Annotated in this window: 22 protein-coding genes; 11 read left to right on the top strand and 11 right to left on the bottom strand. The window is 70.5% G+C overall.

The features are described from left to right. Window positions 1–42: 42 nt before the first annotated feature. Window positions 43–1,545, bottom strand: coding sequence for a leucyl aminopeptidase (locus tag FBZ83_RS02400; protein WP_145680897.1), 1,503 nt, complete (start codon window positions 1,543–1,545; stop codon window positions 43–45). 226 nt (window positions 1,546–1,771) lie between these two features. Between FBZ83_RS02400 and lptG the strand changes: the two genes are divergently transcribed. The 3 genes from lptG (at window position 1,772) to pdxA (ending at window position 5,485) form a co-directional block, all read left to right on the top strand. After that, entirely contained in the window at window positions 1,772–2,866 is a 1,095-nt protein-coding gene (gene lptG, locus FBZ83_RS02395) for an LPS export ABC transporter permease LptG (protein WP_145680896.1), read from the top strand. 139 nt (window positions 2,867–3,005) lie between these two features. Continuing rightward, window positions 3,006–4,448, top strand: coding sequence for a peptidylprolyl isomerase (locus tag FBZ83_RS02390; RefSeq protein WP_145680895.1), 1,443 nt, complete (start codon window positions 3,006–3,008; stop codon window positions 4,446–4,448). After that, window positions 4,448–5,485, top strand: coding sequence for a 4-hydroxythreonine-4-phosphate dehydrogenase PdxA (gene pdxA, locus FBZ83_RS02385; protein ID WP_145680894.1), 1,038 nt, complete (start codon window positions 4,448–4,450; stop codon window positions 5,483–5,485). The genes FBZ83_RS02390 and pdxA overlap by 1 nt, the downstream gene beginning before the upstream one ends. A gap of 19 nt (window positions 5,486–5,504) precedes the next feature. Here the strand turns inward: pdxA and FBZ83_RS32245 are convergent, their stop codons facing one another. Together FBZ83_RS32245 and FBZ83_RS02380 are read right to left on the bottom strand one after the other, a co-directional pair. After that, window positions 5,505–5,627, bottom strand: a complete 123-nt coding sequence (locus FBZ83_RS32245) for a hypothetical protein (RefSeq protein ID WP_257722160.1) — start codon at window positions 5,625–5,627, stop codon at window positions 5,505–5,507. A 127-nt stretch (window positions 5,628–5,754) separates the two neighbouring features. Further along, the gene (locus tag FBZ83_RS02380) at window positions 5,755–8,097 is read right to left on the bottom strand and encodes a hybrid sensor histidine kinase/response regulator (RefSeq protein WP_145680893.1); all 2,343 of its coding nucleotides are present in this window, start codon (window positions 8,095–8,097) and stop codon (window positions 5,755–5,757) included. A gap of 168 nt (window positions 8,098–8,265) precedes the next feature. Between FBZ83_RS02380 and FBZ83_RS02375 the strand changes: the two genes are divergently transcribed. The 5 genes from FBZ83_RS02375 (at window position 8,266) to rsmA (ending at window position 12,191) form a co-directional block, all read left to right on the top strand. Further along, on the top strand, window positions 8,266–8,823 hold the full coding sequence (locus tag FBZ83_RS02375) for a hypothetical protein (RefSeq protein ID WP_145680892.1): 558 nt from the start codon (window positions 8,266–8,268) through the stop codon (window positions 8,821–8,823). Window positions 8,824–8,899: 76 nt separating this feature from the next. After that, on the top strand, window positions 8,900–9,709 hold the full coding sequence (locus tag FBZ83_RS02370) for a lytic transglycosylase domain-containing protein (protein ID WP_145680891.1): 810 nt from the start codon (window positions 8,900–8,902) through the stop codon (window positions 9,707–9,709). Between the two features lie 28 nt (window positions 9,710–9,737). Then, window positions 9,738–10,589 (top strand): alpha/beta fold hydrolase, encoded by an 852-nt coding sequence (locus FBZ83_RS02365; RefSeq protein WP_145680890.1) that lies wholly within the window; start codon window positions 9,738–9,740, stop codon window positions 10,587–10,589. 119 nt (window positions 10,590–10,708) lie between these two features. Next, window positions 10,709–11,260, top strand: coding sequence for a hypothetical protein (locus tag FBZ83_RS02360; protein ID WP_145680889.1), 552 nt, complete (start codon window positions 10,709–10,711; stop codon window positions 11,258–11,260). Between the two features lie 82 nt (window positions 11,261–11,342). Continuing rightward, window positions 11,343–12,191 (top strand): 16S rRNA (adenine(1518)-N(6)/adenine(1519)-N(6))-dimethyltransferase RsmA, encoded by an 849-nt coding sequence (gene rsmA / locus FBZ83_RS02355; RefSeq protein ID WP_186465965.1) that lies wholly within the window; start codon window positions 11,343–11,345, stop codon window positions 12,189–12,191. 115 nt (window positions 12,192–12,306) lie between these two features. On the opposite strand, the gene gmk is transcribed toward rsmA, so the two are convergent. Together gmk and FBZ83_RS02345 are read right to left on the bottom strand one after the other, a co-directional pair. After that, window positions 12,307–12,954 (bottom strand): guanylate kinase, encoded by a 648-nt coding sequence (gmk, locus tag FBZ83_RS02350; protein WP_145680887.1) that lies wholly within the window; start codon window positions 12,952–12,954, stop codon window positions 12,307–12,309. 10 nt (window positions 12,955–12,964) lie between these two features. Next, complete coding sequence (locus FBZ83_RS02345; RefSeq protein ID WP_145680886.1) at window positions 12,965–13,831, bottom strand: YicC/YloC family endoribonuclease; 867 nt, start codon at window positions 13,829–13,831, stop codon at window positions 12,965–12,967. A gap of 136 nt (window positions 13,832–13,967) precedes the next feature. Between FBZ83_RS02345 and FBZ83_RS02340 the strand changes: the two genes are divergently transcribed. Next, the gene (locus FBZ83_RS02340; RefSeq protein WP_145680885.1) at window positions 13,968–14,729 is read left to right on the top strand and encodes an SDR family NAD(P)-dependent oxidoreductase; all 762 of its coding nucleotides are present in this window, start codon (window positions 13,968–13,970) and stop codon (window positions 14,727–14,729) included. A gap of 21 nt (window positions 14,730–14,750) precedes the next feature. Here the strand turns inward: FBZ83_RS02340 and FBZ83_RS02335 are convergent, their stop codons facing one another. The 3 genes from FBZ83_RS02335 to FBZ83_RS02325 all read right to left on the bottom strand — a co-directional run bounded on the left by FBZ83_RS02335 (window position 14,751) and on the right by FBZ83_RS02325 (window position 18,102). Continuing rightward, window positions 14,751–15,263, bottom strand: coding sequence for a class I SAM-dependent methyltransferase (locus FBZ83_RS02335; protein ID WP_247882954.1), 513 nt, complete (start codon window positions 15,261–15,263; stop codon window positions 14,751–14,753). A 245-nt stretch (window positions 15,264–15,508) separates the two neighbouring features. Next, window positions 15,509–16,210 (bottom strand): exopolysaccharide biosynthesis protein, encoded by a 702-nt coding sequence (locus FBZ83_RS02330; RefSeq protein WP_145680884.1) that lies wholly within the window; start codon window positions 16,208–16,210, stop codon window positions 15,509–15,511. Continuing rightward, complete coding sequence (locus tag FBZ83_RS02325; protein ID WP_145680883.1) at window positions 16,207–18,102, bottom strand: ABC-F family ATP-binding cassette domain-containing protein; 1,896 nt, start codon at window positions 18,100–18,102, stop codon at window positions 16,207–16,209. The genes FBZ83_RS02330 and FBZ83_RS02325 overlap by 4 nt, the downstream gene beginning before the upstream one ends. 215 nt (window positions 18,103–18,317) lie before the next feature. Here FBZ83_RS02325 and ndk point away from each other — a divergent pair, with 215 nt between their 5' ends. Continuing rightward, entirely contained in the window at window positions 18,318–18,740 is a 423-nt protein-coding gene (ndk, locus tag FBZ83_RS02320; RefSeq protein ID WP_014197473.1) for a nucleoside-diphosphate kinase, read from the top strand. A 186-nt stretch (window positions 18,741–18,926) separates the two neighbouring features. Further along, window positions 18,927–19,406, top strand: a complete 480-nt coding sequence (locus FBZ83_RS02315) for a hypothetical protein (RefSeq protein WP_145680882.1) — start codon at window positions 18,927–18,929, stop codon at window positions 19,404–19,406. A gap of 74 nt (window positions 19,407–19,480) precedes the next feature. On the opposite strand, the gene FBZ83_RS02310 is transcribed toward FBZ83_RS02315, so the two are convergent. The 3 genes from FBZ83_RS02310 to purM form a co-directional block, all read right to left on the bottom strand. Further along, window positions 19,481–19,630: an aa3-type cytochrome c oxidase subunit IV gene (locus FBZ83_RS02310; protein ID WP_109072472.1), complete on the bottom strand. Its 150-nt coding sequence runs from the start codon at window positions 19,628–19,630 to the stop codon at window positions 19,481–19,483. 99 nt (window positions 19,631–19,729) lie between these two features. After that, the gene (gene purN / locus FBZ83_RS02305) at window positions 19,730–20,398 is read right to left on the bottom strand and encodes a phosphoribosylglycinamide formyltransferase (protein ID WP_145680881.1); all 669 of its coding nucleotides are present in this window, start codon (window positions 20,396–20,398) and stop codon (window positions 19,730–19,732) included. Next, window positions 20,386–21,420 carry a phosphoribosylformylglycinamidine cyclo-ligase gene (purM, locus tag FBZ83_RS02300; protein WP_432612483.1) on the bottom strand — a complete coding sequence of 345 codons (1,035 nt, stop codon included), beginning with the start codon at window positions 21,418–21,420 and terminating at the stop codon, window positions 20,386–20,388. The genes purN and purM overlap by 13 nt, the downstream gene beginning before the upstream one ends. Window positions 21,421–21,464 lie beyond the last annotated feature (44 nt).

Raw genomic sequence — 21,464 nt, 5'->3', positions numbered from 1 at the left:
GTGAATGCGTCCGGCAGGGCGGCGCCCCGCCGGACGAAGACCTCACTTGCCTTCGTGATAGCTCGCCACGAAGCGGTCGAGCAGGCGGACGCCGAAGCCGGTGCCGCCCTTCGGCACGGTGGCCGTGTCCTTCTTCGACCAGGCGACGCCGGCGATGTCGATGTGCGCCCAGGGCAGATCCTCGACGAAGCGCTTGAGGAACTGCGCGCCGACGATGCTGCCGGCGCCGCGGCCCGACCCGACGTTCTTCATGTCGGCGATGTCGGAGTTGATGTCCTTGTCGTAGGCGTCGCCCATCGGCAGGCGCCACAGCGGCTCGCCCACCGACTTGCCGGAGGCCAGCAGGTTCTCGGCCAGCCAGTCGTCGTTGGCGAACAGGCCGGCGTGCTCATGGCCCAGCGCGATGATGACCGCACCGGTCAGGGTGGCGAGGTCGACCAGCAGGCGCGGCTTGAAGGTCTCCTGCGCGTAGGTCAGGCAGTCGGCCAGGACGAGGCGGCCTTCCGCGTCGGTGTTGATCACCTCGATGGTCTGGCCGGACAGCGAGGTCACCACGTCGCCGGGGCGCTGCGCGGTGCCTGACGGCATGTTCTCGACCAGGCCGACGATGCCGACGGCGTTGACCTTCGCCTTGCGGGCGGCCAGCGCGCGCATGGTGCCGATGACCACCGCGGCGCCGCCCATGTCCCACTTCATGTCCTCCATCCCGGCGGCGGGCTTGATGGAGATGCCGCCGGTGTCGAAGGTCACGCCCTTGCCGATGAAGGCGAGCGGGCGGCGATCCTCGGCGTCGGGGGCGCCGTCCCAGCGCATCACGACGACGCGCGGCTCGAAGGCGCTGCCCTGGGCGACGCCGATCAGCGCGCCCATGCCGAGCTTCCTCAGCTTCTTGAGGTCCAGAACCTCGACCTGCAGGCCGACCTCGGTCAGGTCCCGGCAACGGTCGGCGAGGCTTTCCGGGTTCAGGACGTTGGCCGGCTCCGACACCAGATCGCGGGTGTAGGCGACGGACTCGGCCAGCGGCTCCAGGCGGCCATAGGCGCGCTTGGCGGTGTCCGGCTCGGCGGTCAGGACGATGATCTTCTTGAGGGAGGGCTTGGCCTCCTTCTTCTCGGTCGTCCGATACTTGTCGAAGCGGTAGGAGCGGAGCTGCGCGCCGAAGGCCAGCTCCGCCGCCGCCGCGTCGGGGGCCACGGTGCCGCCGTCCGGCAGGTCGAGCAGGACCGAGACCTCGGTCTCGCCGGACTTTTCCAGGGCGGCGACGATGGCGCCGCCGACGGCCTGGAGCGTGGCCTCGGACAGATCCTCGCCCTTGCCGATGCCGACCAGGAGGATGCGGTCGAACTCCACCCCGGCGGGCGCGAGGATCGCCAGAGTTTCCTCCCGCTTGCCGGTGAAGCGGCTGGCCTTCATGGCGCGGGACAGCGAGCCGCCCGTCCTCTGGTCGAGATCCTGCCCCGCGGCGCCGAGCGCGCGATCGGTGGCGATGGTGACGGCGACGGTGCCGGACTTGGGCAGCGCGGGCTTCGCAAAGGCGAACTTCATCGGCTCCTCTCGGGCTCCTCTCGGCTGGGACGGCCGGCGCGCGGGCGCCGGGGCGGGTGGGATCGATCCGCAACCACCCTGGGATAAAGACCTTCCCGTGCGCCCTGTCAAGGCGCGGACCGGTTGTTTCCCGCGCCCGTCCGCAGTACATAGCCCCGTCACGCCGTGGTGGAAGCCCCCGGCGCGCCGCGTACCGCCCGTCGATCGGCCGGGGAGGCCGGAGCCCATGTATTCATCCGCCACGCTGTCGCGCTACATCGGGCGCCAGTTCGTCACCTGGTTCCTGCTGCTGCTCGGCATCCTGCTGTCGATCATCCTGCTGCTCGACGTCGTGGAGCTGCTGCGCCGCGCCGGAACCAAGCCGGACATCACCTTCTGGCTGGTCCTGCGCATGGCCCTGCTGAAGCTGCCGGAGATCGGCCAGCAGATCTTCCCCTTCGTGATCCTGTTCAGCGGCATGTTCACCTTCTGGCGGCTGACGCGCAGCGCGGAGCTGGTGGTGGCCCGCGCAGTCGGCGTGTCGGCGTGGCAGTTCCTGACCCCGGTGCTGATCGCAGCACTGATGATCGGCGCCGTGAAGGTGACGATGATCAACCCGGTCGGCGCGGTCTTCATCGCCAAGTACAACCAGCTTCAGGACCGCTACCTGAAACTGAAGTCGAGCAGTTTCGACGTCTCGCGCAGCGGCCTCTGGCTGCGCCAGCAGGAGGCGGGGGAGCAGTATTTCATCCACGCCGACGGGGTGAACCCGCTGACCTTCGAGATGTCGCAGGTCATCGTTCTGCGCTTCGACACCAACATGACCTACATCGGCCGGGTGGACGCGCCGCGCGCCGTGCTGCGCGACCGGAAGTGGGAGCTGCAGGACGCGACGATCAACCTCGGCAAGAAGGAATCGGAGACGGTCCCGGCCTACGTCATCCCGACGGAGCTGAACCGGACCACCATCGAGGAGAGCTTCGCCGCGCCGGAGACGATCTCCTTCTGGGAGCTGCCGCAGTTCATCCGCACGCTGGAGGCCACCGGCTTCCCGGCGGTGCGGCACCGGCTGCACTACCAGTCGCTGCTGTCGCAGCCCGTGCTCTATGTGGCGATGGTGCTGTTCGCCGCGGCCTTCTCGCTGCGGCTGCCGCGGCGCGGCGGCACCATGACGATGGTGTCAGGCGGCGTGCTGACCGGATTCGTCCTGTTCGTGATGACCGACGTGATCCGCACCTTCGGCATCTCCGAGACCATCCCGCTGGCCATGGCGGCCTGGAGCCCGGCCTGCGTCAGCGTGCTTCTGGGCACCGCAGCGCTGCTGCATCTGGAGGACGGCTGACGCCGGATCCGGAGCGGGCCCGACACCGCCCGCCCGGTCTTTGGACACAATTCCGTTGCAGGATGCGTCCCACGATTCCGTTTACACGCGCCCGGGGGGGCCGTATTAAACGGCAACCACCTCTGGAGTCTGGAGCACCATGCAGAGTTTGCGAGCCGTCCGGTCTGCCTTCGCCGTGGCGACCGCCTGCGCCCTTCTTGCCGCCGGATCGCCCGCCGCGGCCCAGACGCGGGCTCCCAACGCTCCGAACAGCCCGGCGGGAACGCAAGGCCCCGCGGAACGCATCGCCGCCGTCGTCAACGACGAGGTCATCTCGCTGTCCGACGTGCACGCGCGCATCCGCCTCGCTCTGCTGAACGCCGGCGCCCAGGACAGCGCGGAGACGCGCCAGCGCCTGACCCCGCAGGTGCTTCGCCAGCTCGTCGACGAGCGGCTCCAGCTCCAGGAGGCCAAGCGTCTCGGCGTCTCGGTCCCGTCGAAGGACATCGACGAGGCGATCGGCCGCATCGCCGAACAGAACCGCATGGGCCGCCCGCAGCTCGAAGCCATGCTGAAGGCCCAGAACGTCCCGGTCTCCACCCTGCGCGAGCAGGTGCGGGCGCTGCTGTCCTGGCAGCGGGTGATGCAGCGCCGCATCCGGCAGGAGGTGGTGATCGGCGACGAGGAGATCGACGCCGTGATGCAGCGCATCAAGGCCAACATCGGCAAGCCGGAGTATCTGGTGGCCGAGATCTTCCTGGCGGTGGACAGCCCCGACCAGGACGAGGAGGTGCGCCGCAACGCCGAACGGCTGGTCGAGGAGGTGCGCCGCGGCGGCAACTTCGCCGCGCTGGCCCGCCAGTTCTCGCAGTCCGCCGGCGCCGCCTCGGGCGGCGACATGGGCTGGGTGCGCACGGGCGAGCTGAACGCCGAGCTGGACAAGACCCTGTCCACCATGCGCGCCGGCCAGCTCTCCTCGCCGGTCCGCACGGCGACCGGCTATCACGTCCTGCTGGTCCGCGACCAGCGGCCCTTCGGCAGCAACGCCTCCACCGCTCCGCCGCCGGCCCCGCCGCCGCGCCCGCGCGCCCAGCCGAAGCCCGATCTGGCCAAGGCCAAGGTCAACATGAAGCAGATCGTCATCCCGGCCCCCTCGAAGGAGGAGCTGAAGGCGGTCCAGGCGCAGGCGGAGAAGCTGCGCAAGTCGATCAAGAGCTGCACCGACTTCGACGAGAAGGCCCGCGCCATGGGCATTCCGGAATCGGGCGACATGGGCACGCTGCGGGTCAAGGACCTCGCGCCGGGCCTCCAGCAGCTCGCCGTCGGCATCCCGCTCGGCCAGCCCAGCCCGGTGCTGATGAGCCCGGGCGGCGCCGTGATCCTGATCGTCTGCAAGCGCGACGTGCCGATGATCGAGCCGCCGCCCGAGGCCGAGCCGCAGCCGGTGGCCGCCCCGGCCCCGCCGCCGATCGATCCGAAGGACATCAAGATGCCGCCGCGCGAGGAGATCGAGCGCGACCTGATCAACGAGCGCGCCGACCTGCTGGCCCGCCGCTACCTGCGCGACCTGCGCCGCACCGCCTTCGTGGAGATCCGCAACTGATGACCACGTCCGGCGTCCGGCCGCCGCTCGCCCTGACCATGGGCGAGCCGGCGGGGATCGGCGGGGAGATCGCACTGAAGGCCTGGGCGGACGCTCGGGCGAAGGCCGGGGCGGCCCGCGCGGACGGCGCGGTGCCGCCCTTCGTCCTTCTGGACGATCCCGCCCGCCTGGAGGCGCTCGCCGCCCGGCTCGGTCTGCCGGTCCCGGTGAGGGCGGTGGGCAGCATGGCCGAGGGTGCTGCGCTGTTCGGCGCGGCGTTGCCGGTGCTGCCCCAGCCGCTGGCGGTCCCGGTCACGCCGGGCCGGCCCGATCCGGCCAACGGGGCGGCGGTGATCGCCAGCATCGACCGGGCGGTCGAGCTGGTCCGCCGCGGGGAAGCGGCGGCGGTCGTCACCAACCCGATCCAGAAGTCGGCGCTCTACGCAGCCGGTTTCCGCCATCCCGGACACACCGAGTATCTGGCCCATCTGGCGGGGCTCACCGAAGAGCCGGTGATGATGCTGGCCGCGCAGGATCTGCGCGTCGTGCCGGTGACCATCCATGTCTCCGTCCGCGACGCCGTGCCGCTGGTGACGCGGGAGGCGATCCTCCACGCCGGGCAGGTCACCGCGGCGGCGCTGGCCCGCGACTTCGGCATCGCCCGGCCCCGGCTGGCCGTCGCGGCCCTGAATCCCCACGCGGGGGAGGGCGGCGCCATGGGGCGGGAGGAGATCGACATCATCGCCCCGGCGGTCGCTGACCTGCGGGCGGAGGGCATCGACGCGGTGGGGCCGAAGCCCGCCGACACGCTGTTCCACGCGGTGGCGCGGCGCGGCTACGACGCGGCGCTGTGCATGTACCACGACCAGGCGCTGATCCCGCTGAAGACCATCGACTTCGACACGGGGGTCAACATCACGCTGGGGCTGCCCTTCGTCCGCACCTCGCCGGATCATGGGACGGCGCTGGACATCGCCGGCACCGGCAAGGCCGGGGCGTCGAGCCTGATCGCCGCCCTGGCGACGGCGGAGGCCATGGCCGCCCGCCGCCGCGCCTGACCGTCGCCGGGGGTAAGCGTCAGAGGCGGACCGAGCTGCTGGAGAAGCGGCTGGCCGAGCTGTGGTCGATGGAGGTCAGCGCGACCGACGCGCCGACGGCGATGACGATGGCGGCGGCGAAGCCGAGCAGCATGGCTTTCATGGGGGGCGCTCCTGGAACCTGATTCTGGTTTCGGCGCAAACGCGCCTTTTTCCAAGACCATAAGCGGGGCGGAGCGCGCTTTCAACCACACTCGGGTCTCGGCCGGGAGCGGCCGGGGAAAACGCGTCTAGGCCGCGGAGGTCAGGGCGTTGCGCAGCACCTCGGGTGCCACGGGCTTGTGCAGGAGACGGTGGCCGCTCTGCTGGACCTCGGCGATGCGCGCGGGGTCGGTGTCGCCGGTCAGCACTAGCGCGGGCACCCGCACACCGCAGACGCCGTAGATGTCGCGGATGGCCTGAAGCCCGGTCCGTCCCTCGCGCAGGCGGTAGTCGGCGACAATCATGTCGGGGCGCTGGCCGAGGCTGGTCAGCGTGCCGATCGCCTCGTCGGCGGAGACGGCGGCGACCACCTCATACCCCCACTCCTCCAGCATGGTCCGCATGGAGAGCAGGATGATGGCGTCGTCCTCGACCACCACGACCAGACCCTTGCCGCCGTTGGCGGGGGGCTGGGCGCCGGACTGGGGAGCCGGTCGGCAGGTCTTCATCACCCGGCGCGGCGCGACCGACGGCACGGTCAGGCCGAAGGCGCTGCCACGTCCCGGCTCGGAGCGCAGGGTGACCTCATGGCCGAGCAGCCCGGCCAGCCGCCGCACGATGGCGAGCCCCAGCCCCAGCCCCTTGCGGCGGTCGCGCTCCGGGTTGGCGAGCTGGGCGAACTCGACGAACACCTCGTCGCGCTTGTCCTCGGGGATGCCGATGCCGGTGTCCAGGATCTCGATCCGCAGGCCGCCGGAGGTGCGGCGGCAGCCGATCAGGATCCGACCGCTCTCGGTGTAGCGGATGGCGTTCTCCACGAGGTTGCGCAGGATGCGCTCGACCAGCGCCGGGTCGCTGCGCGTCCAGCCGTCGGTGGGGACGAGGCGCAGGGCGATGCCGACCTCCGCCGCGCGGCCCCGGTACTCCTCGGCCAGACGCTGCAACAGGGGGCCCAGCGCGAATTCCGTCACCGCCGGGGTTACCACACCGGCGTCCAGCCGCGACACGTCCAGCAGGCTGTCCAGCAGCGTGCGCAGGCCGTTCAGCGACTCGCTCATGCTCGCCAGCAGGGGGGAGGCCGGGTGGCCGTCGAGCCGGTCGGACAGGGCATGGGCGAAGAAGAACAGCGATTGCACGGGCTGGCGCAGGTCGTGGCTGGCCGCGGCGAGGAACTTGGTCTTGGCCATGTCCGCCCGTTCGGCGTTGTCGCGGGCGGCCAGCGCCTCCTCGCGGGCGCGCTCCGCCTCCGCCTTGGCGCGGTGCAGGGCGTCCTCCGCCGCCTTGCGGGCGGTGATGTCGCGCATGATGCCGGTGAACAGGCGCTGCCGCCCGTCGTGCCATTCGGCCACCGACAGCTCCAGCGGGAAGAGGGAACCGTCCTTGCGCCGGCCCTCGACCTCGCGCCCGATGCCGATGATCCGCCGCTCGCCCGTCTCGCGGAAATGGGTCATGTAGCCGTCGTGGGCGGAGCGGTGGGGCTCCGCCATCAGGATGCGGACGTTGGCGCCGACGGCCTCCTCCGCGCCGTAGCCGAAGGTCGTCTCGGCCGCCCGGTTGAAGGACTGGATGGTGCCGGTCTCGTCGATCACCACGATGGGGTCCACGGCGGAGTCGACGACGGCGCGGTAGCGCGCCTCCTGCCCCGCCGCACGCTCCGCCGAGCGGCGCCGGTCGATCAGGACGGAGAGCAGCCCCAGCGAGAGGATCAGCAGCGTCCCGATTCCGGTCCCCACCGCCAGGGACGGCGTGGACAGCACGAGGCCGAGATCGTCGACGGCCGGGACGGCCCCCACACCGATGGCGTGGCCCATGGCGTTCCCGGCGGCGTTCCCGGCGGCGTTCCCGGCGGCGTCCTCTGCGGCGCTGGCGGCGGCCATGCCGACGTAATGCATGCTGACCACCGCGGCGCCGAGCACCAGCGCACCGGACAGGCGCTGCAGGGGGCTGGCCGTGCGGAAGGCGAGCCAGAGCGCGGCGGTGGAGGCGGCAACGGCGATTGCCACCGATGCGACGACCAGAACCGTGTCGTAGACCAGCGGCACCGGCAGCCGCATGCCGGCCATGCCGACGTAATGCATGGAGACGATCCCGAAACCGGTCAGCAGGCCCGCCGCCGCCAGGGTCGTCCGGCCGCCCCCGCCGTGCGCCACGGCGAAGAGGCCGGTCCCCGACACCCCGACCGCCAGCAGAAAGGATAACGCGGTCAGCAGGATGTCGTAGGACACCGGCACGGGCATGCGCATCGCCATCATGCCGATGAAGTGCATCGACCAGATCCCCGCCCCGAGTGCGAGCGCCGCGGCGCCCAGCCAGCCGTTCCGTCCCCGCCCGGCATCCCGCGCGTGGGAGGCGAGGTCCAGAGCCACATAGCCGCCGAAAGAGGCCACGACAACGGACAGCGCAACGAGGTAAGGATCGTAATGGCCGAGCACGATGGGGCGCACCGAGAGTGGACGAGGGGACGGACGCGCAATGGCAGAAACGTTAGATAGTGGAAATCCGCGGCGAACCCAAGCCGGCGAAACGCCCCTGTACGCCTGACGAAAGACCTAATGGCTACCTCGAACGGAAATTCCTCCTCTCGGACTTTGGATCGGAGCTTGGGGCGGAGGCTGGGTGGGCTGTTGCGCCGCTTCGTGCTGCGCCCCCTGCTGACCGTCGCGGCGCTGGTCTATTTCCTGATCGACGCGGTGGCGCTGGAGGCGTTGCGCCCGCTGGCCGCCTGGATCGGACGGCAACGTTTCGCCGAACGGCTGGCGGCGCGCATCCGCCGGCTCGGCCCCTATCCGACGCTGGCGCTGTTCGTGATTCCGCTGGTGATTCTGGAGCCGCTGAAGCCGGTCGGCCTGTACCTGATGGGCACCGGGCACGCGGTCCAGGGCGCCTTGCTTCTGGGGGCCGTGGAACTGGTCAAGGTCACGTTGGTCGAGCGGCTGTTCCACATCGGCAAGGACAAGCTGCTGACCATCCCGGCCTTCGCCTGGTGCTATGTCCGGGTGGTGCGCTGGCTGGCCTGGCTGACCGCCCTGCCGCCCTGGCAGGCCGCCAAGCGGTTGGTGGGGCGGGTACGCGCGGCAATCCGCCCGGCGCTGGCGGTGATCCGCGGCTGGGCGCGGTCGCTGCGCGACCGCCTGCGCGCTGTGTCGAAAAGAGGGTAACCCTGCCCTGCGCTTGCCGTGTCCTGCGGGCAGCCTCATATCAATGCGGTTTTGCAGACCGCTCCAAGGCCAACCCGTGCGTTTCCTCCCTCTGATGTTCGCCCTTTTCGTCGCCTTGGCGGCCCCCTCCGCCCTCGCCGCGGGCAAGTCCGGCTCCGTCTCCTCGCGCGAGTCGCGCATGGCCGACTGCGAGGCGGCGGAGAAGGGCGATCCGGAGGCGTCCTACCGCATGGCGCGGCGTTTCCTGTTCGGCGTCGGGGTGAAGCGCGACCAGCGGGTCGGCACGGCGTGGCTGCGCGCCGCGGCGTCGCGCGGCCACAAGGAGGCGCGGCGGCTGGTCGCCTATGTGCCGGGCCGCATGGGCCATGTCCGCCCCTGGTGCCGCCCCGGCGCGGCTCCGCTGCGCGAGGCGCTGCCCCCGCCGCCGGAGATCATCGCACTGGTCCACAAGACCGCGCCGCAGTACGGGCTGGACCCGGCGCTGGTCATGGCGGTGATCCGGGTGGAGAGCGCCTTCCGCTCCGACGCGGTGTCGCCGAAGGAGGCCGCCGGTCTGATGCAGCTCATCCCCGACACGGCGGAGCGGTTCGGCGTGTCCGACGTCTTCGACCCCGCCCAGAACATCCGCGGCGGCGTGCGCTATCTGCGCTGGCTCTTGGCCTATTTCCAGGGGGACGTTACGCTGGCCCTGGCCGGCTACAACGCGGGGGAGCGGGCCGTGGACCGCTACCGGGGCGTTCCGCCCTACGAGGAGACGCGGAACTACGTGCGCGCCATCCGCCGCCTGTACGATGCGCCGCGCCATCCTTTCGACGCGGCGGCGGCGGAACCGTCGCCGATGGTCGTCCGGCAGGCGGCGGAGCTGGCGAAGCCCGGCAAGGGCTGAGAACGAATCAACAGGGGAGGGCGCGCCCGTGCCGATGTCCGAACGCAGCTTTCTCGGCCTCAGCGCGGCGGGGTTCCACCGCGTCGCCTACACCCAGTGGGGGCGCGAGGACGCCGCCCGCACCGCCGTCTGCGTGCATGGTCTGACCCGCAACGGCCGCGATTTCGACGCGCTGGCGCTCGATCTGGCCGACCGCTACCGCGTCGCCTGCCCGGATGTGGTGGGGCGTGGCAAGAGCGGCCGGCTGGCCAACCCGACGCTCTACGGTTACCCGCAATACTGCGCCGACATGGCGGCGCTGATCGCCCGGCTGGGGGTGGAAGAGGTGGATTGGGTCGGTACGTCCATGGGCGGGCTGATCGGCATGCTGCTGGCCGCCCAGCCCGACAGCCCGATCCGCCGTCTGGTGGTCAACGACATCGGCCCCTTCATCCCGAAGGCGGGCTTGCAGCGCATCGCCGATTACGTCGGCAAGGACCCGGTGTTCGAGGATCTGGCGGCGGTGGAGTCCTACCTGCGCTTCGTCCTGATGGGCTTCGGGCGGCTGCCCGACGAGGCGTGGCGCCACATGGCAGAGCACAGCGCCCGACTGCGCCCGGACGGCTGCTACGGCCTCGCCTACGATCCGGCCATCGCCGAGGCCTTCAAGGCGCAGCCGATGGAGGATGTGGACCTGTGGGCCGTCTGGGACCGCATCCGCTGCCCGGTTCTGGTGCTTCGCGGCGCCACCTCGGACATCCTTCCGGCGGAGACCGCGGAGGAGATGACCCGCCGCGGCCCGAAGGCTCGTCTGGTGGAGTTCGCCCACACCGGCCACGCCCCGGCGCTGATGACCGGGGACCAGATCGCCGCGGTGCGCGACTTCCTGCTGGAGGGCTGACGGGGGTACCCCGGCTTGGGTGCGGCATGCGGCCCGGAATCCGGCTGGCGATGACCGTGCTCCTGGCATAGCATCGCCAATACGGTTGCGCCGCAACGATGGTCCGGAGGCCCGACGCCATGAGGGGTTTCGCCGCGCTCGTCCTGTTGTTGTCCTTCGTCTCAGGACCGGTTCAGGCCCGTGACGCTCTGGACTGGCTGGCGCGGGAGCCGGTGACCCTGCTCGACTGGGGGATGACCCGGCTGCGCGGCGACCTGCACGACACGGTGGACGGGCTGTCCCGCGATCTGCGGACGGAGGTGTCGCGCAGCGGCGTCTTCTACCGCTTCCAGGACCGGCGGATCGTCGCCTACGCCAACTTCGTCGATCTGCCGCGCAACCGGACCGAGGAGGTGTGCAAGGACCTCTACACCCGTCTGGCCGGCGCGCTGGTCCGCGGCGGGCCGCAGGGGGCGGGCGGGGCGGCCTGGTATCTGGAGAGCGTGTTCAGCCACGATTCCCAGGGCGGCGACCGGCCCCAGGACCTCGGCGACCAGATGGCCGACCGCGTGGTTCTGCAGGTGACCGTCGGGCCGAAGCCGTCCCAGGCTTTCGACGACGGGCGACGCATCACCTGCACGGGCCGTCTCGACGCCACGCCGGAGAACATCGCGCTCAAGAGCGACGGGTAGGAACGACGCGCGGCAGATGACGGCGGGCCCGCGCCGTCCTATAAGTGCGGCCATGACCGACGCCACGCCCGATCCCGCCCCCATGTCTGGCCCCATGCCCACCGCTTTCGACCCGCAGGCCCTGCCGCCGTTGCGCGAGGTGATCGCCCGTTTCGGGCTGGATGCCCGCAAGGCGCTCGGGCAGAACTTTCTGCTCGACCTCAACCTGACGGGCCGCATCGCGCGCTCGGCGGGCGACATGGCCGGCGTGACGGTCGTGGAGATCGGTCCTGGTCCGGGCGGGCTGACCCGTGCCCTTCTGGCGACCAAGGCGAAGCGGGTCATCGCCATCGAGCGCGACCACCGCTTCATCGAGGCGTTGCAGGACGTGATCCAGGCGGCGGACGGGCGGCTGTCCATCGTCGAGGGCGACGCGCTGGAGGTCGATCCCATCGCGATCGCTCCGGCACCGAGGGCCATCGTGGCGAACCTGCCCTACAACGTGGCGACGCCGCTGCTGATCGGCTGGCTGGGGCGGATCGAGGAGTTCGTCAGCCTGACGCTGATGTTCCAGAAGGAGGTCGCGGACCGTCTGGTCGCCAAGCCGGGCAGCAAGGCCTACGGCCGCCTTTCGGTGATCACGCAATGGCGGTCGGACGCGCGGGTGCTGTTCAACCTGCCGGCCAAGGCCTTCACCCCGCCGCCCAAGGTGGAGTCCACCATCGTCCACCTGACCCCGCGCGCCAACCCGGAGCCGGCGGAGTGGAAGGCGCTGGAGCAGGTGACCGCCGCCGCCTTCGGCCAGCGCCGCAAGATGCTGCGCCAGAGCCTGAAGAGCCTGGGGAACGCGGAGGCGCTGCTGGCCGCCGCCGGCATCGAGCCGACCGCAAGGGCGGAGGAGGTGGATGTGGCGGGGTTCGCCGCGCTGGCGCGGGCGTTTCGGGGGAAGTAGGTCCTTGCCCCCTCCCTAACCCTCCCCCGCTTCGCGGTGGAGGGGATGAGTGCCCTCTCCCGCGAAGCGGGGGAGGGAGGGGACCCACGAAGTGGGGTGGGAGGGGGCCGCCGCCTTACAGCGCCGCCTGCACGCTCTCCACAAACGCCGGCATCCCGACCTGCCGCGCCCGGCGCAGCCGCTCGGCGCGCAGGATGGCCTGGACCGCGGTGACGCTCTCGTCCACATCGTTGTTGACGATCACGTAATCATACTCGCCCCAGTGGCTGATCTCGTCCGACGCCTTGGCCATGCGCTGGGCGATCACCTCCGCCGAGTCCTGCCCGCGGGCGTGCAGGCGGCGCTCCAACTCGGTGCCCGAGGGCGGCAGGACGAAGACGCTGACCAGATCGGCGCGGGCGTTGGCCGCCAGCTGCTGCATGCCCTGCCAGTCGATGTCGAACAGCACGTCGCGCCCGGCGCTCAGCGCGGTCTCCACGGCGTGGCGCGGCGTGCCGTAGCAGTTGCCGAACACGCGGGCGTGCTCCAGCAACTCACCCTGGCCGGCCATGCGGTCGAACTCCGGCATGTCGACAAAGTAGTAATGGACGCCCGGCTGCTCGCCGGGGCGCATCGGCCGGGTGGTGACGGACACCGACAGGGTGATGCCGGGGTCGCGGTCCAGCAGGCGGCGCGAAATGGTGGTCTTGCCCGCCCCGGAGGGGGAGGACAGCACGAGCATCAGGCCGCGCCGGGCGATCTTCGTGTTCATGGTCTCGGGCATGAGGCGGGTATCACTCGATGTTCTGGACCTGCTCGCGAAGCTGCTCGATGGAGGCTTTCAGCGACAGGCCGATGCGGGTCAGCTCCACGTCGGCGGACTTGGAGCACAGGGTGTTGGCTTCGCGGTTGAATTCCTGGCACAGGAAGTCGAAGCGGCGGCCGATGGCGCCCCCCTCCGCCAGCATGTCGCGGGCGGCCTGGATGTGGGCGCGCAGCCGGTCCATCTCCTCGCGCACGTCGGCCTTGGCGATCAGGATGGCGGCCTCCTGGGCGAGCCGCTCCTCCGGCAGGGCCGGGGCGGCGTCGAGCAGGGCGGCGACCTGGCTGCGCAGCCGTTCGCGCAAAGCCTCCGGCTGGGTGCTGGCGCAGGCGGCGGCGGCGGTGATCAGCCGCTCGATCTCGTCGAGATGGCCGTTCAGGACGGTGACCAGACGCGCCCCTTCCGACAGGCGGGCGGTGACCAGCTCGCCGATCAGCCGGCCGAGGTCGGCCTTCAGCGCCGCTTCGACCCGCTCCCGCGCGTCGCCCTCGTCCTCCTCCACCGGTTCGATGATGCCGCGGACGGACAGCAGCGAGTCGATCCGCGGCGCGGCGGCCCCGGCGCCCTCGATCTCGCGCGCCAGCTCCAGAACCTGGGCGAGAAGCTCGCGGTTGATGCGGAGCTGCGACACCGACTGGCTGCGGGTGACGGTCAGGTTCAGGTTGACGCTGCCGCGGGCCAGCCGCTTGGGGATCTCGGCGCGGGCGGCGGCCTCCAGCGTGTCGAAGCCGGCGGGCTGGCGGCAGCGGATGTCGAGGTTGCGCCCGTTGACGCTCTTCACCTCGAAGGTCCAACTGTAGCCGTCGGCATGCCCGTCCACGCGTGCGAAACCGGTCATGCTGGATACGGCGGAGCGTTGGGCGGGCAAAGCGGCCTCGACGAGTCTTTGTGTGATTGGGAGGCTCACGTTATAGCGTCGGGCGGCCAAGGCAACAAGCGTCAGGGACATAGGACAAGGAAGGGGGGACAGGGGCATGCGCGATCCGCGCTCGATCGTCATCACCGGGGCGTCCAGCGGCATCGGGGAGGAACTGGCCCGCGTCTACGCGGCGCCCGGCGTCACGCTGGCCCTGAGCGGGCGCGATTCCGCAAGGCTGGAGACGGTGGCGGAGCGCTGCCGCGCCGCCGGGGCGGCGGTGGAAACCGCGCTGGTCGATGCGGCCGACCGCGCGGCGATGGCGGGGTGGCTGAGCGCGCTGGACGCCCGCGCGCCGGTCGATCTGGTCATCGCCAACGCCGGAATCTCCGCCGGCACCGGGGGCGGCGTGGAGAGCGCCGAGCAGGCGCGGCGCATCTTCCAGGTGAATGTGGACGGCGTGCTGAACAGCGTCCACCCGCTGCTGCCCGGCATGCAGGCGCGGCGGCGCGGGCAGATCGCCCTGATGGCCTCGTTGGCCGGATTCCGCGGCATGCCCGGCGCGCCCGCCTATTGCGCCAGCAAGGCGGCGGTGCGGGTCTACGGCGAGTCGCTGCGCGGCGATCTGGCGGGGCAGGGGATCGGCGTGACGGTGATCTGTCCGGGCTTCGTGAAAAGCCGGATGACCGCGGTGAACCGCTTCCCCATGCCCTTCCTGATGGAGGCGGACCGCGCCGCCCAGGTCATCAAGAGCGGGCTGGCCCACAACCGGGCGCGCATCGCCTTCCCCTGGCCGATGGCCGCCGCGGTGTGGCTGATGGCGGCTCTGCCGGTGGGCTTGACGGATGTCCTGCTGCGGCAGGCGCCCCGTAAAGGGTGATGGGCAAGGGGTGATGGGGGATTAGGGCTGGGCTTTCCAATAGCCCCAGACGGAGGCCGGCGGGACGTTCAGCGGGGTGAAGCCCAGCCGCTTGCCCTTGACGCCCAGCGCGCGCTGGTTCAGCGGCGACACGAGGCCGTAGGTGTAGAGAACGAAGCGCCCGCCCTCGGGCAGGATGCGGAAGCAGGCCTCGACGACCTCCTTCTGGGCGCGCATCGGCAGGTTCAGCATGGGGATGCCGATCACCACCGTGCCGACCTTGCCGACCAGCTCCGGGCCGAGGATATCGGCGGCCTTGCGGCAGTCGTCATGGACGACGTTGACGTCCGGGTAATGGCCGCGCAGGAAGCGCGACAGGTGGTCGTCGATCTCGAAGGTGAAGATGCGGTTGCCCGGAATGCCGCGCTGGAGCAGGGCCTTGGTGATGGCGCCGGTGCCGCCGCCGAACTCCACGACGACCTGGTCCGGCCCGCACAGCACCTGTTCGCCAATCAGCCGGCAGAGCGCGCCCGAGGATGGTGTAACGGAACCCATGGAAAGGGGATTTGCCAACCAACGCTGGAAGAAAAGCCACGCGGCCGGCGGCGTCTTGCCGCTTTTCTGCTTCTCCGCGACGGTGATTTCCGTTGGTGTCATGATCGGCCTTTCGCCGTTGGCTGTTGAGCGTTTTACCCCGGGGCTAAACAAGCTGGAGCCTCAGGGGGTCCCGAACCTAACAATCCCAGAGCGCACTTATGTCGCATCCGGGGTTCCCCCGCAACCGGCCGCAGCGGCGGGAGCTATGCCATGAACGCGGGATATGACGTGAGGGACAACAGGGTCTGGCCGGCGTAGGACAGGCTGCTGGCGACCAGCGCGAAGAAGACCAGGGCGGCCACGGTAAGGGCGAGGCTGACCGCGACCGCGGCGCCGTCGCGCTCGATCAGGCCCAGGGACAGCAGGACCAGGGCGAAGCCGGGCAGCCAGCCGGTCAGCGGCAGCGGCACCACGCAGGTCAGCGACAGCAGCAGCACCAGCACGCCGAACCAGCGCTCCCCGTCGATGCTGGCGAAGCGGCTGTGGCGTGGCTTCAGCATCCGCTCGATGGCGGTCAGCCGCGGCATCGCCTTGTCGATCATGCGGGCGGCAAGCGACCGGCTGACCGAGCGGCGCAGAATCCAGCCGGGCAGGGCGGCGCCGCGCTTGCCGAAGGCCATCTGGGCGGAGAAGAGCAGGATCGGCAGGTCGAACAGGCAGGACACGCCCAGCGGCACCGGCGCGATGGTGGGCAGCGACAGGGCCAGCAGGATGGTGCCCAGCGAGCGGTCGCCCAGCGCCTGGATCAGGTCGCCCAGCGACACCCGCCCGTCCGGCAGGTTGGCGCGGAAGGCCGCCAGGACGTCGGAGGTCCGCTCCTCCCCATGGTCCTGCCGTCCACGGCGGGCGACGGTCGCGGGGAGCGAGCCCGTTCCGGTGAAAGCCACGTTGCGCGGCACGCTCATACGCCGGCCTCCGCCGCCGCCGACTCATAGGCTTCGAGATGCTCCAGCCACGCCTCCTCGGCGGCGGACAGCTTCTTGTCCACGACGCCGAGATCGATCTGGAGCTTCTGCAGCTTGTCGCTGGGACCGCTGTAGAGGGCGGGATCGGCCAGCTTCGCCTCGATCTTGCGCTTCTCCTCGGTCAGCTTGTTGACCTGCGACTCCGCGTCGGTGGCCTTCTTTTTCAGCGGGGCCAGGGTGGCGCGGGCCTCCGCCGCGGCGCGGCGCTGGTCCTTGCGGCTGGCCCCGGCGTCCGCCGGCTCGCCGCCCTTGGCGGCGGCGCGCTCGGCCCGCGCGCGGTCGAGCAGGAAGCGGCGGTAGTCGTCCAGGTCGCCGTCGTATGGCTGCACCGTGCCGTCGGCGACCAGCAGCAGCCGGTCGGCGGTCAGCTCGATCAGGTGCGGGTCGTGGCTGATGAGGATCACCGCGCCCTCGAATCCGTTGATCGCCTCGATCAGCGCCTCGCGGCTGTCCACGTCGAGGTGGTTGGTCGGTTCGTCGAGCATCAGGATGTGCGGAGTCTCGCGGCTCATCAGCGCCAGCAGCAGCCGGGCCTTCTCGCCGCCGGACAGGTCGGAGATGCGGGTTTCCGCCTTGCTCTGCTGGAAGCCGAAGCGGCCGAGATGGGCGCGGACCTTCTCCTCCGGCGCCAGCGGCATGATGCGCTGGGTCTGCTGGATCGGGGTCAGCGACAGGTCCAGTTCGTCCTGCTGGTGCTGGGCGAAATAGCCGACGCGCAGCTTGGTCGGCCGCTTCACCTCGCCGGCCATCGCCTCCAGCCGCCCGGCCAGCAGCTTCACCAGCGTGGACTTGCCGTTGCCGTTGGCGCCGAGCAGGGCGATGCGGTCGTCCATGTCGATGCGCAGGTTGACGCGGCGCAGGATGGCGCGGTCACCGTAGCCGATGGTCACCCCGTCCAGCGCGATCAGCGGCGGGGCCATCTCGTCCGGCTGGGGGAAGTTGAAGACGACCTCGGCGTCGTCCTCCATCAGCGTGATGGTCTCCAGCTTCTCCAGGGCCTTCAGGCGGCTCTGCGCCTGCCGGGCCTTGGTCGCCTTGTAGCGGAAGCGTTCGACGAAGGCCATCATGTGCTTGCGCTTGGCCTCCTGCTTGGTCGCCATGGCCTGCAACCGCTCCATGTTGGCGCGGCGCTGCTTGAGGAACTGGTCGTAGTTGCCGGCGTAGGTCACCAGCCGGCCCTGGTCCACATGGATGGTCGTCGTGGGGACCGAGTTCAAGAGGTCGCGGTCGTGGCTGACCAGCAGGATCGTGTGGGGGTAGTTCTTGAGGTACCCCTCAAGCCAGATGGTCGCCTCCAGATCGAGGTGGTTGGTCGGCTCATCGAGCAGCAGCAGGTCGGGCCGGGCGAACAGCACGCCGGCCAGCGCCACGCGCATCCGCCAGCCGCCCGAGAAATCGGAGCAGGGCCGGGCCTGCGCGTCGGCGTCGAAGCCCAGCCCGGAGAGCACCTGGGCGGCGCGCGACGGCGCCGAATGCGCCTCGATGTCGGCCAGCCGGGCGTGGATCTCGCCGATGCGCATGGGGTCGGTGGCCGTCTCGGCCTCGGCCAGCAGGGCGGTGCGCTCCGTGTCGGCGGCCAGGACGGCGTCGATCAGCGTGGTGGCGCCGCTCGGGGCCTCCTGCGCCACCATGCCGATCTTGGTGCCGGTCGGCACGCCGATGGCTCCGGCGTCCGTCTGGAGTTGGCCGGCGATGAGCTTGAGGAGGGTGGATTTTCCAGTGCCGTTGCGGCCGACCAGCGCCACGCGGTGGCCCTTCGACACGACCGCGGTGGCGCGGTCGAACAGCACACGTCCGCCGTAGCGGAACGTCAGGTCGTTGATGTGCAGCATATCGGCGCCGGTTTACCACGGGGAAACCGCGATTTGAAGCGGGACCCGCGGGGCAACCCTTCATGGCAGCCGCGCGAAGCGACGCGGCGCGGCCTCACGAACCGGCCTCACGAAGCGGTTGCCGTGGCCGAAAAGCGCCTATATAACCCCGCGCAATCGGCGCCCCGGCCAAACCAGCGGCGCCCATAACGCATTTCCAGCAGGAGCCCACCGCCATGGCCGTCGAACGCACCCTCTCGATCATCAAGCCCGATGCCACCCGCCGCAACCTGACCGGCAAGATCAACGCCAAGTTCGAGGACGGCGGCCTGCGCATCGTCGCGCAGAAGCGCGTCCAGCTGTCCAAGGCCCAGGCCGAGCAGTTCTACGGCGTGCATCGCGAGCGTCCGTTCTTCAACGACCTCGTTTCCTTCATGATCTCCGGCCCGGTCGTGCTCCAGGTCCTGGAAGGCGAGAACGCCATCGCCCGCAACCGCGAGATCATGGGCGCCACCAACCCGGCCAACGCCGCCGAGGGCACCATCCGCAAGGAGTTCGCCGAGTCGATCGAAGCCAACTCGGTGCACGGCTCGGACGCTCCGGAGACCGCCGCCCAGGAAATCGCCTTCTTCTTCGCCGGCATCGAGCTGGTGGGCTGATCGCGGGTCTTCCGCATCGCAGTCTTGCGCGAAGGGCCGTCCCAATCGGGGCGGCCCTTTTCGATTCAGGACCTTGCGCTTCGGGCTGGCCGCCCGCAACTTGTCGCCCGCACCGGGTCACGGCGTCGTGGACAGGCGTGGCGAAGTCGAGTATTCGGGGATTCTACCGCTAGGAGTACCCCCGCCATGGAAAATCCCGACGTCAAGCCGATCGTCGCGGCCCTGCTGGAGCCGCTGCCGTCCCTCGTGAAGGGCAGGAACGACCTGAGCGATCCGGGCGTGGTGGAGCTGCTGGTGCGCGGATACGTCGACCAGTGCTTGGCGGCCTTCCAGGAGGTGCTGCGCGGCAACGTCGAACAGGACGCGGCCATCGACGCGATCAACGCGCAGGCGACGGCGCTGAACGCGGTGTTCCTGGGGACCAGCGGCTTCGACACGGTGGTCGTCCATCCCTGGAACGCCCCCGACCAGCTCGGCCAGTTCCTTCAGGACACGGTGGGGCTGGATTTCCCGGCCGAGGATTGCGTGCGCGCCGCGCTGATCCACCTCGCGACCCACGTCATGCACGCCATCCAGGGCGGCACCGAGGCGTGGGAGCAGCAGGTGGACGCGCTGGTCGGCGAGATGCGCGACCTGCTGCTGGGCCGTCTGCCGGACGGGGCGTAAGCGCCCCGCCACGGCGTTTCGGTTGGCAGGCTTCCGGTTGGCCGCTTGAACGGGCCGTCAGACCGGGAAGGCCGTCAGACCAGGAAGATCGCCATGAAGACCAGCACGGCGATCACGCCCGCGGTTGCCAGCGTCATGAAGCGGGTGAAGGCGTGCCAGCCCGCTTCATGGCGGCGGACGACATCCTCGCTGACCGGATTGTGGCCGTGATCGGTAACCGCCATCGCCCTTTGCCTCCCCTGTTATGGTTCCGGCGGAGAATGTGGGGGGTGCGGACGGTTGCGGCAAGGGCCCCGCTTGGCCGATGGGCGCTTTGGAGCGACTCAGGCCGGCGGGTTGATGAGCGTCTGAAGGTCCGCCGCCGGGCCTGACAGGGTCACCCGGCCGTCCTCGACGCGGGCGCGGCCCTCGGCGATCAGGCGCAGCGCCTGGGGATAGAGCCGGTGCTCGGCCTCCAGCACGCGGGCGGACAGCCGGTCGGCGTCGTCGCCGGGCAGCACCGGAACCGCGGCCTGGGCGATGATCGGCCCCTCGTCCATCTCCGAACGCACGTAATGCACCGTGCAGCCGTGAAAGCGCACCCCGGCGTCCAGCGCCCGCTGGTGGGTGTCCAGCCCCTTGAAGGAGGGCAGGAGCGACGGGTGGATGTTGATCATCCGATCGTGCCAGCGCTCGACGAACCAGGGCGACAGCAGCCGCATGAAGCCGGCCAGACAGACCAGTTCGACGCCCGCCGCGCGCAGCCGCGCGTCCATGGCCTCTTCGAAGGCGCGCTTGTCGCCGGGAAAGTCGCGGTGGCTGACCACGGCGACGGGCACTCCGGCGGATGCGGCGCGCTCCAACCCGTAGGCGTCGGCCTTGTTGGAGAGCACCAGGGCGATCTCCGCCGGAAAGTCCGGGGCGGCGCAGGCGTCGATCAACGCCTGCAGATTGCTGCCGCGCCCGGAGATCAGGACTCCAACCTTCAGGGCGTTGGAGGTCAGGCCGACCATGCCGTGTCCATGCCGGTCACGGTGACGCGGGCGTCGCCGTCCTTGACCGCGTGGACGGTGCCGACGGTGAAGACCGTCTCGCCGCCCTGGGCCAGGATTTCGGCCGCCTGCTGCGCCTTGTCCGCCGGGACCACGACGACCATGCCGAGGCCGGTGTTGAAGGTGCGCGCCATGTCCAGCGGGGTCAGCCCGCCCGTCTTCATCAGCCAGTGGAAAACCGGCGGCAGCGGCCACGCGGAGGCGTCGAGCGTGACGCCCAGCCCGTCCGGCAGGACGCGCGGGATGTTCTCGATCAGGCCGCCGCCGGTGATGTGGGCCATCGCCCGCACCGTGCCGGCGCGCACCGCGGCCAGCGTGCTCTTCACATAGATGCGGGTCGGGGTCAGCAGCGCCTCGCCCAGCGTCTTCCCGGCGTCCCAGGGGCAGGGCGAGTCGTAGCCGAGGCCGGATTTCTCCACCAGCTTGCGGACCAGCGAATAGCCGTTGGAATGCACCCCGGAGGAGGCGAGGCCGAGCACGACGTCGCCGTCCTGAACCGTGGCGCCGGTCAGCGCGTCCTTGCGCTCCACCGCACCGACCGAGAAGCCGGCGAGGTCGTAGTCGCCGTCGGCGTACATGCCCGGCATCTCCGCCGTCTCGCCGCCGACCAGAGCGCAGCCGGCCTGACGGCAGCCTTCCGCGATGCCGGCGACGATGGCGCGGCCCGCGGCGACGTCCAGCTTGCCCGTGGCGTAATAGTCGAGGAACAGCAGCGGCTCCGCGCCCTGGACGACGAGGTCGTTGACGCACATCGCCACGAGGTCGATGCCCACCGTGTCGTGACGGTTCGCCAGGATGGCGACCTTCAGCTTGGTGCCGACGCCGTCCGTGGTGGCGACGAGCAGCGGGTCGTGATACCCGGCCGCGCGCAGGTCGAACAGGGCGCCGAACCCGCCCAGCCCGGCGTCGGAGCCCGGGCGCGCGGTGGAACGGGCGAGCGGCTTGATCGCGTCAACGAGCGCGTTGCCCGCATCAATGTCCACGCCGGCCTGCTTGTAGGCGTCGGACGTGTTATTAGACTGGGTGC

Source organism: Azospirillum brasilense, assembly GCF_007827815.1.
Classification (GTDB): Bacteria; Pseudomonadota; Alphaproteobacteria; order Azospirillales; family Azospirillaceae; genus Azospirillum; species Azospirillum brasilense_C.
This window is presented reverse-complemented; position numbering and strand designations above follow the sequence as displayed.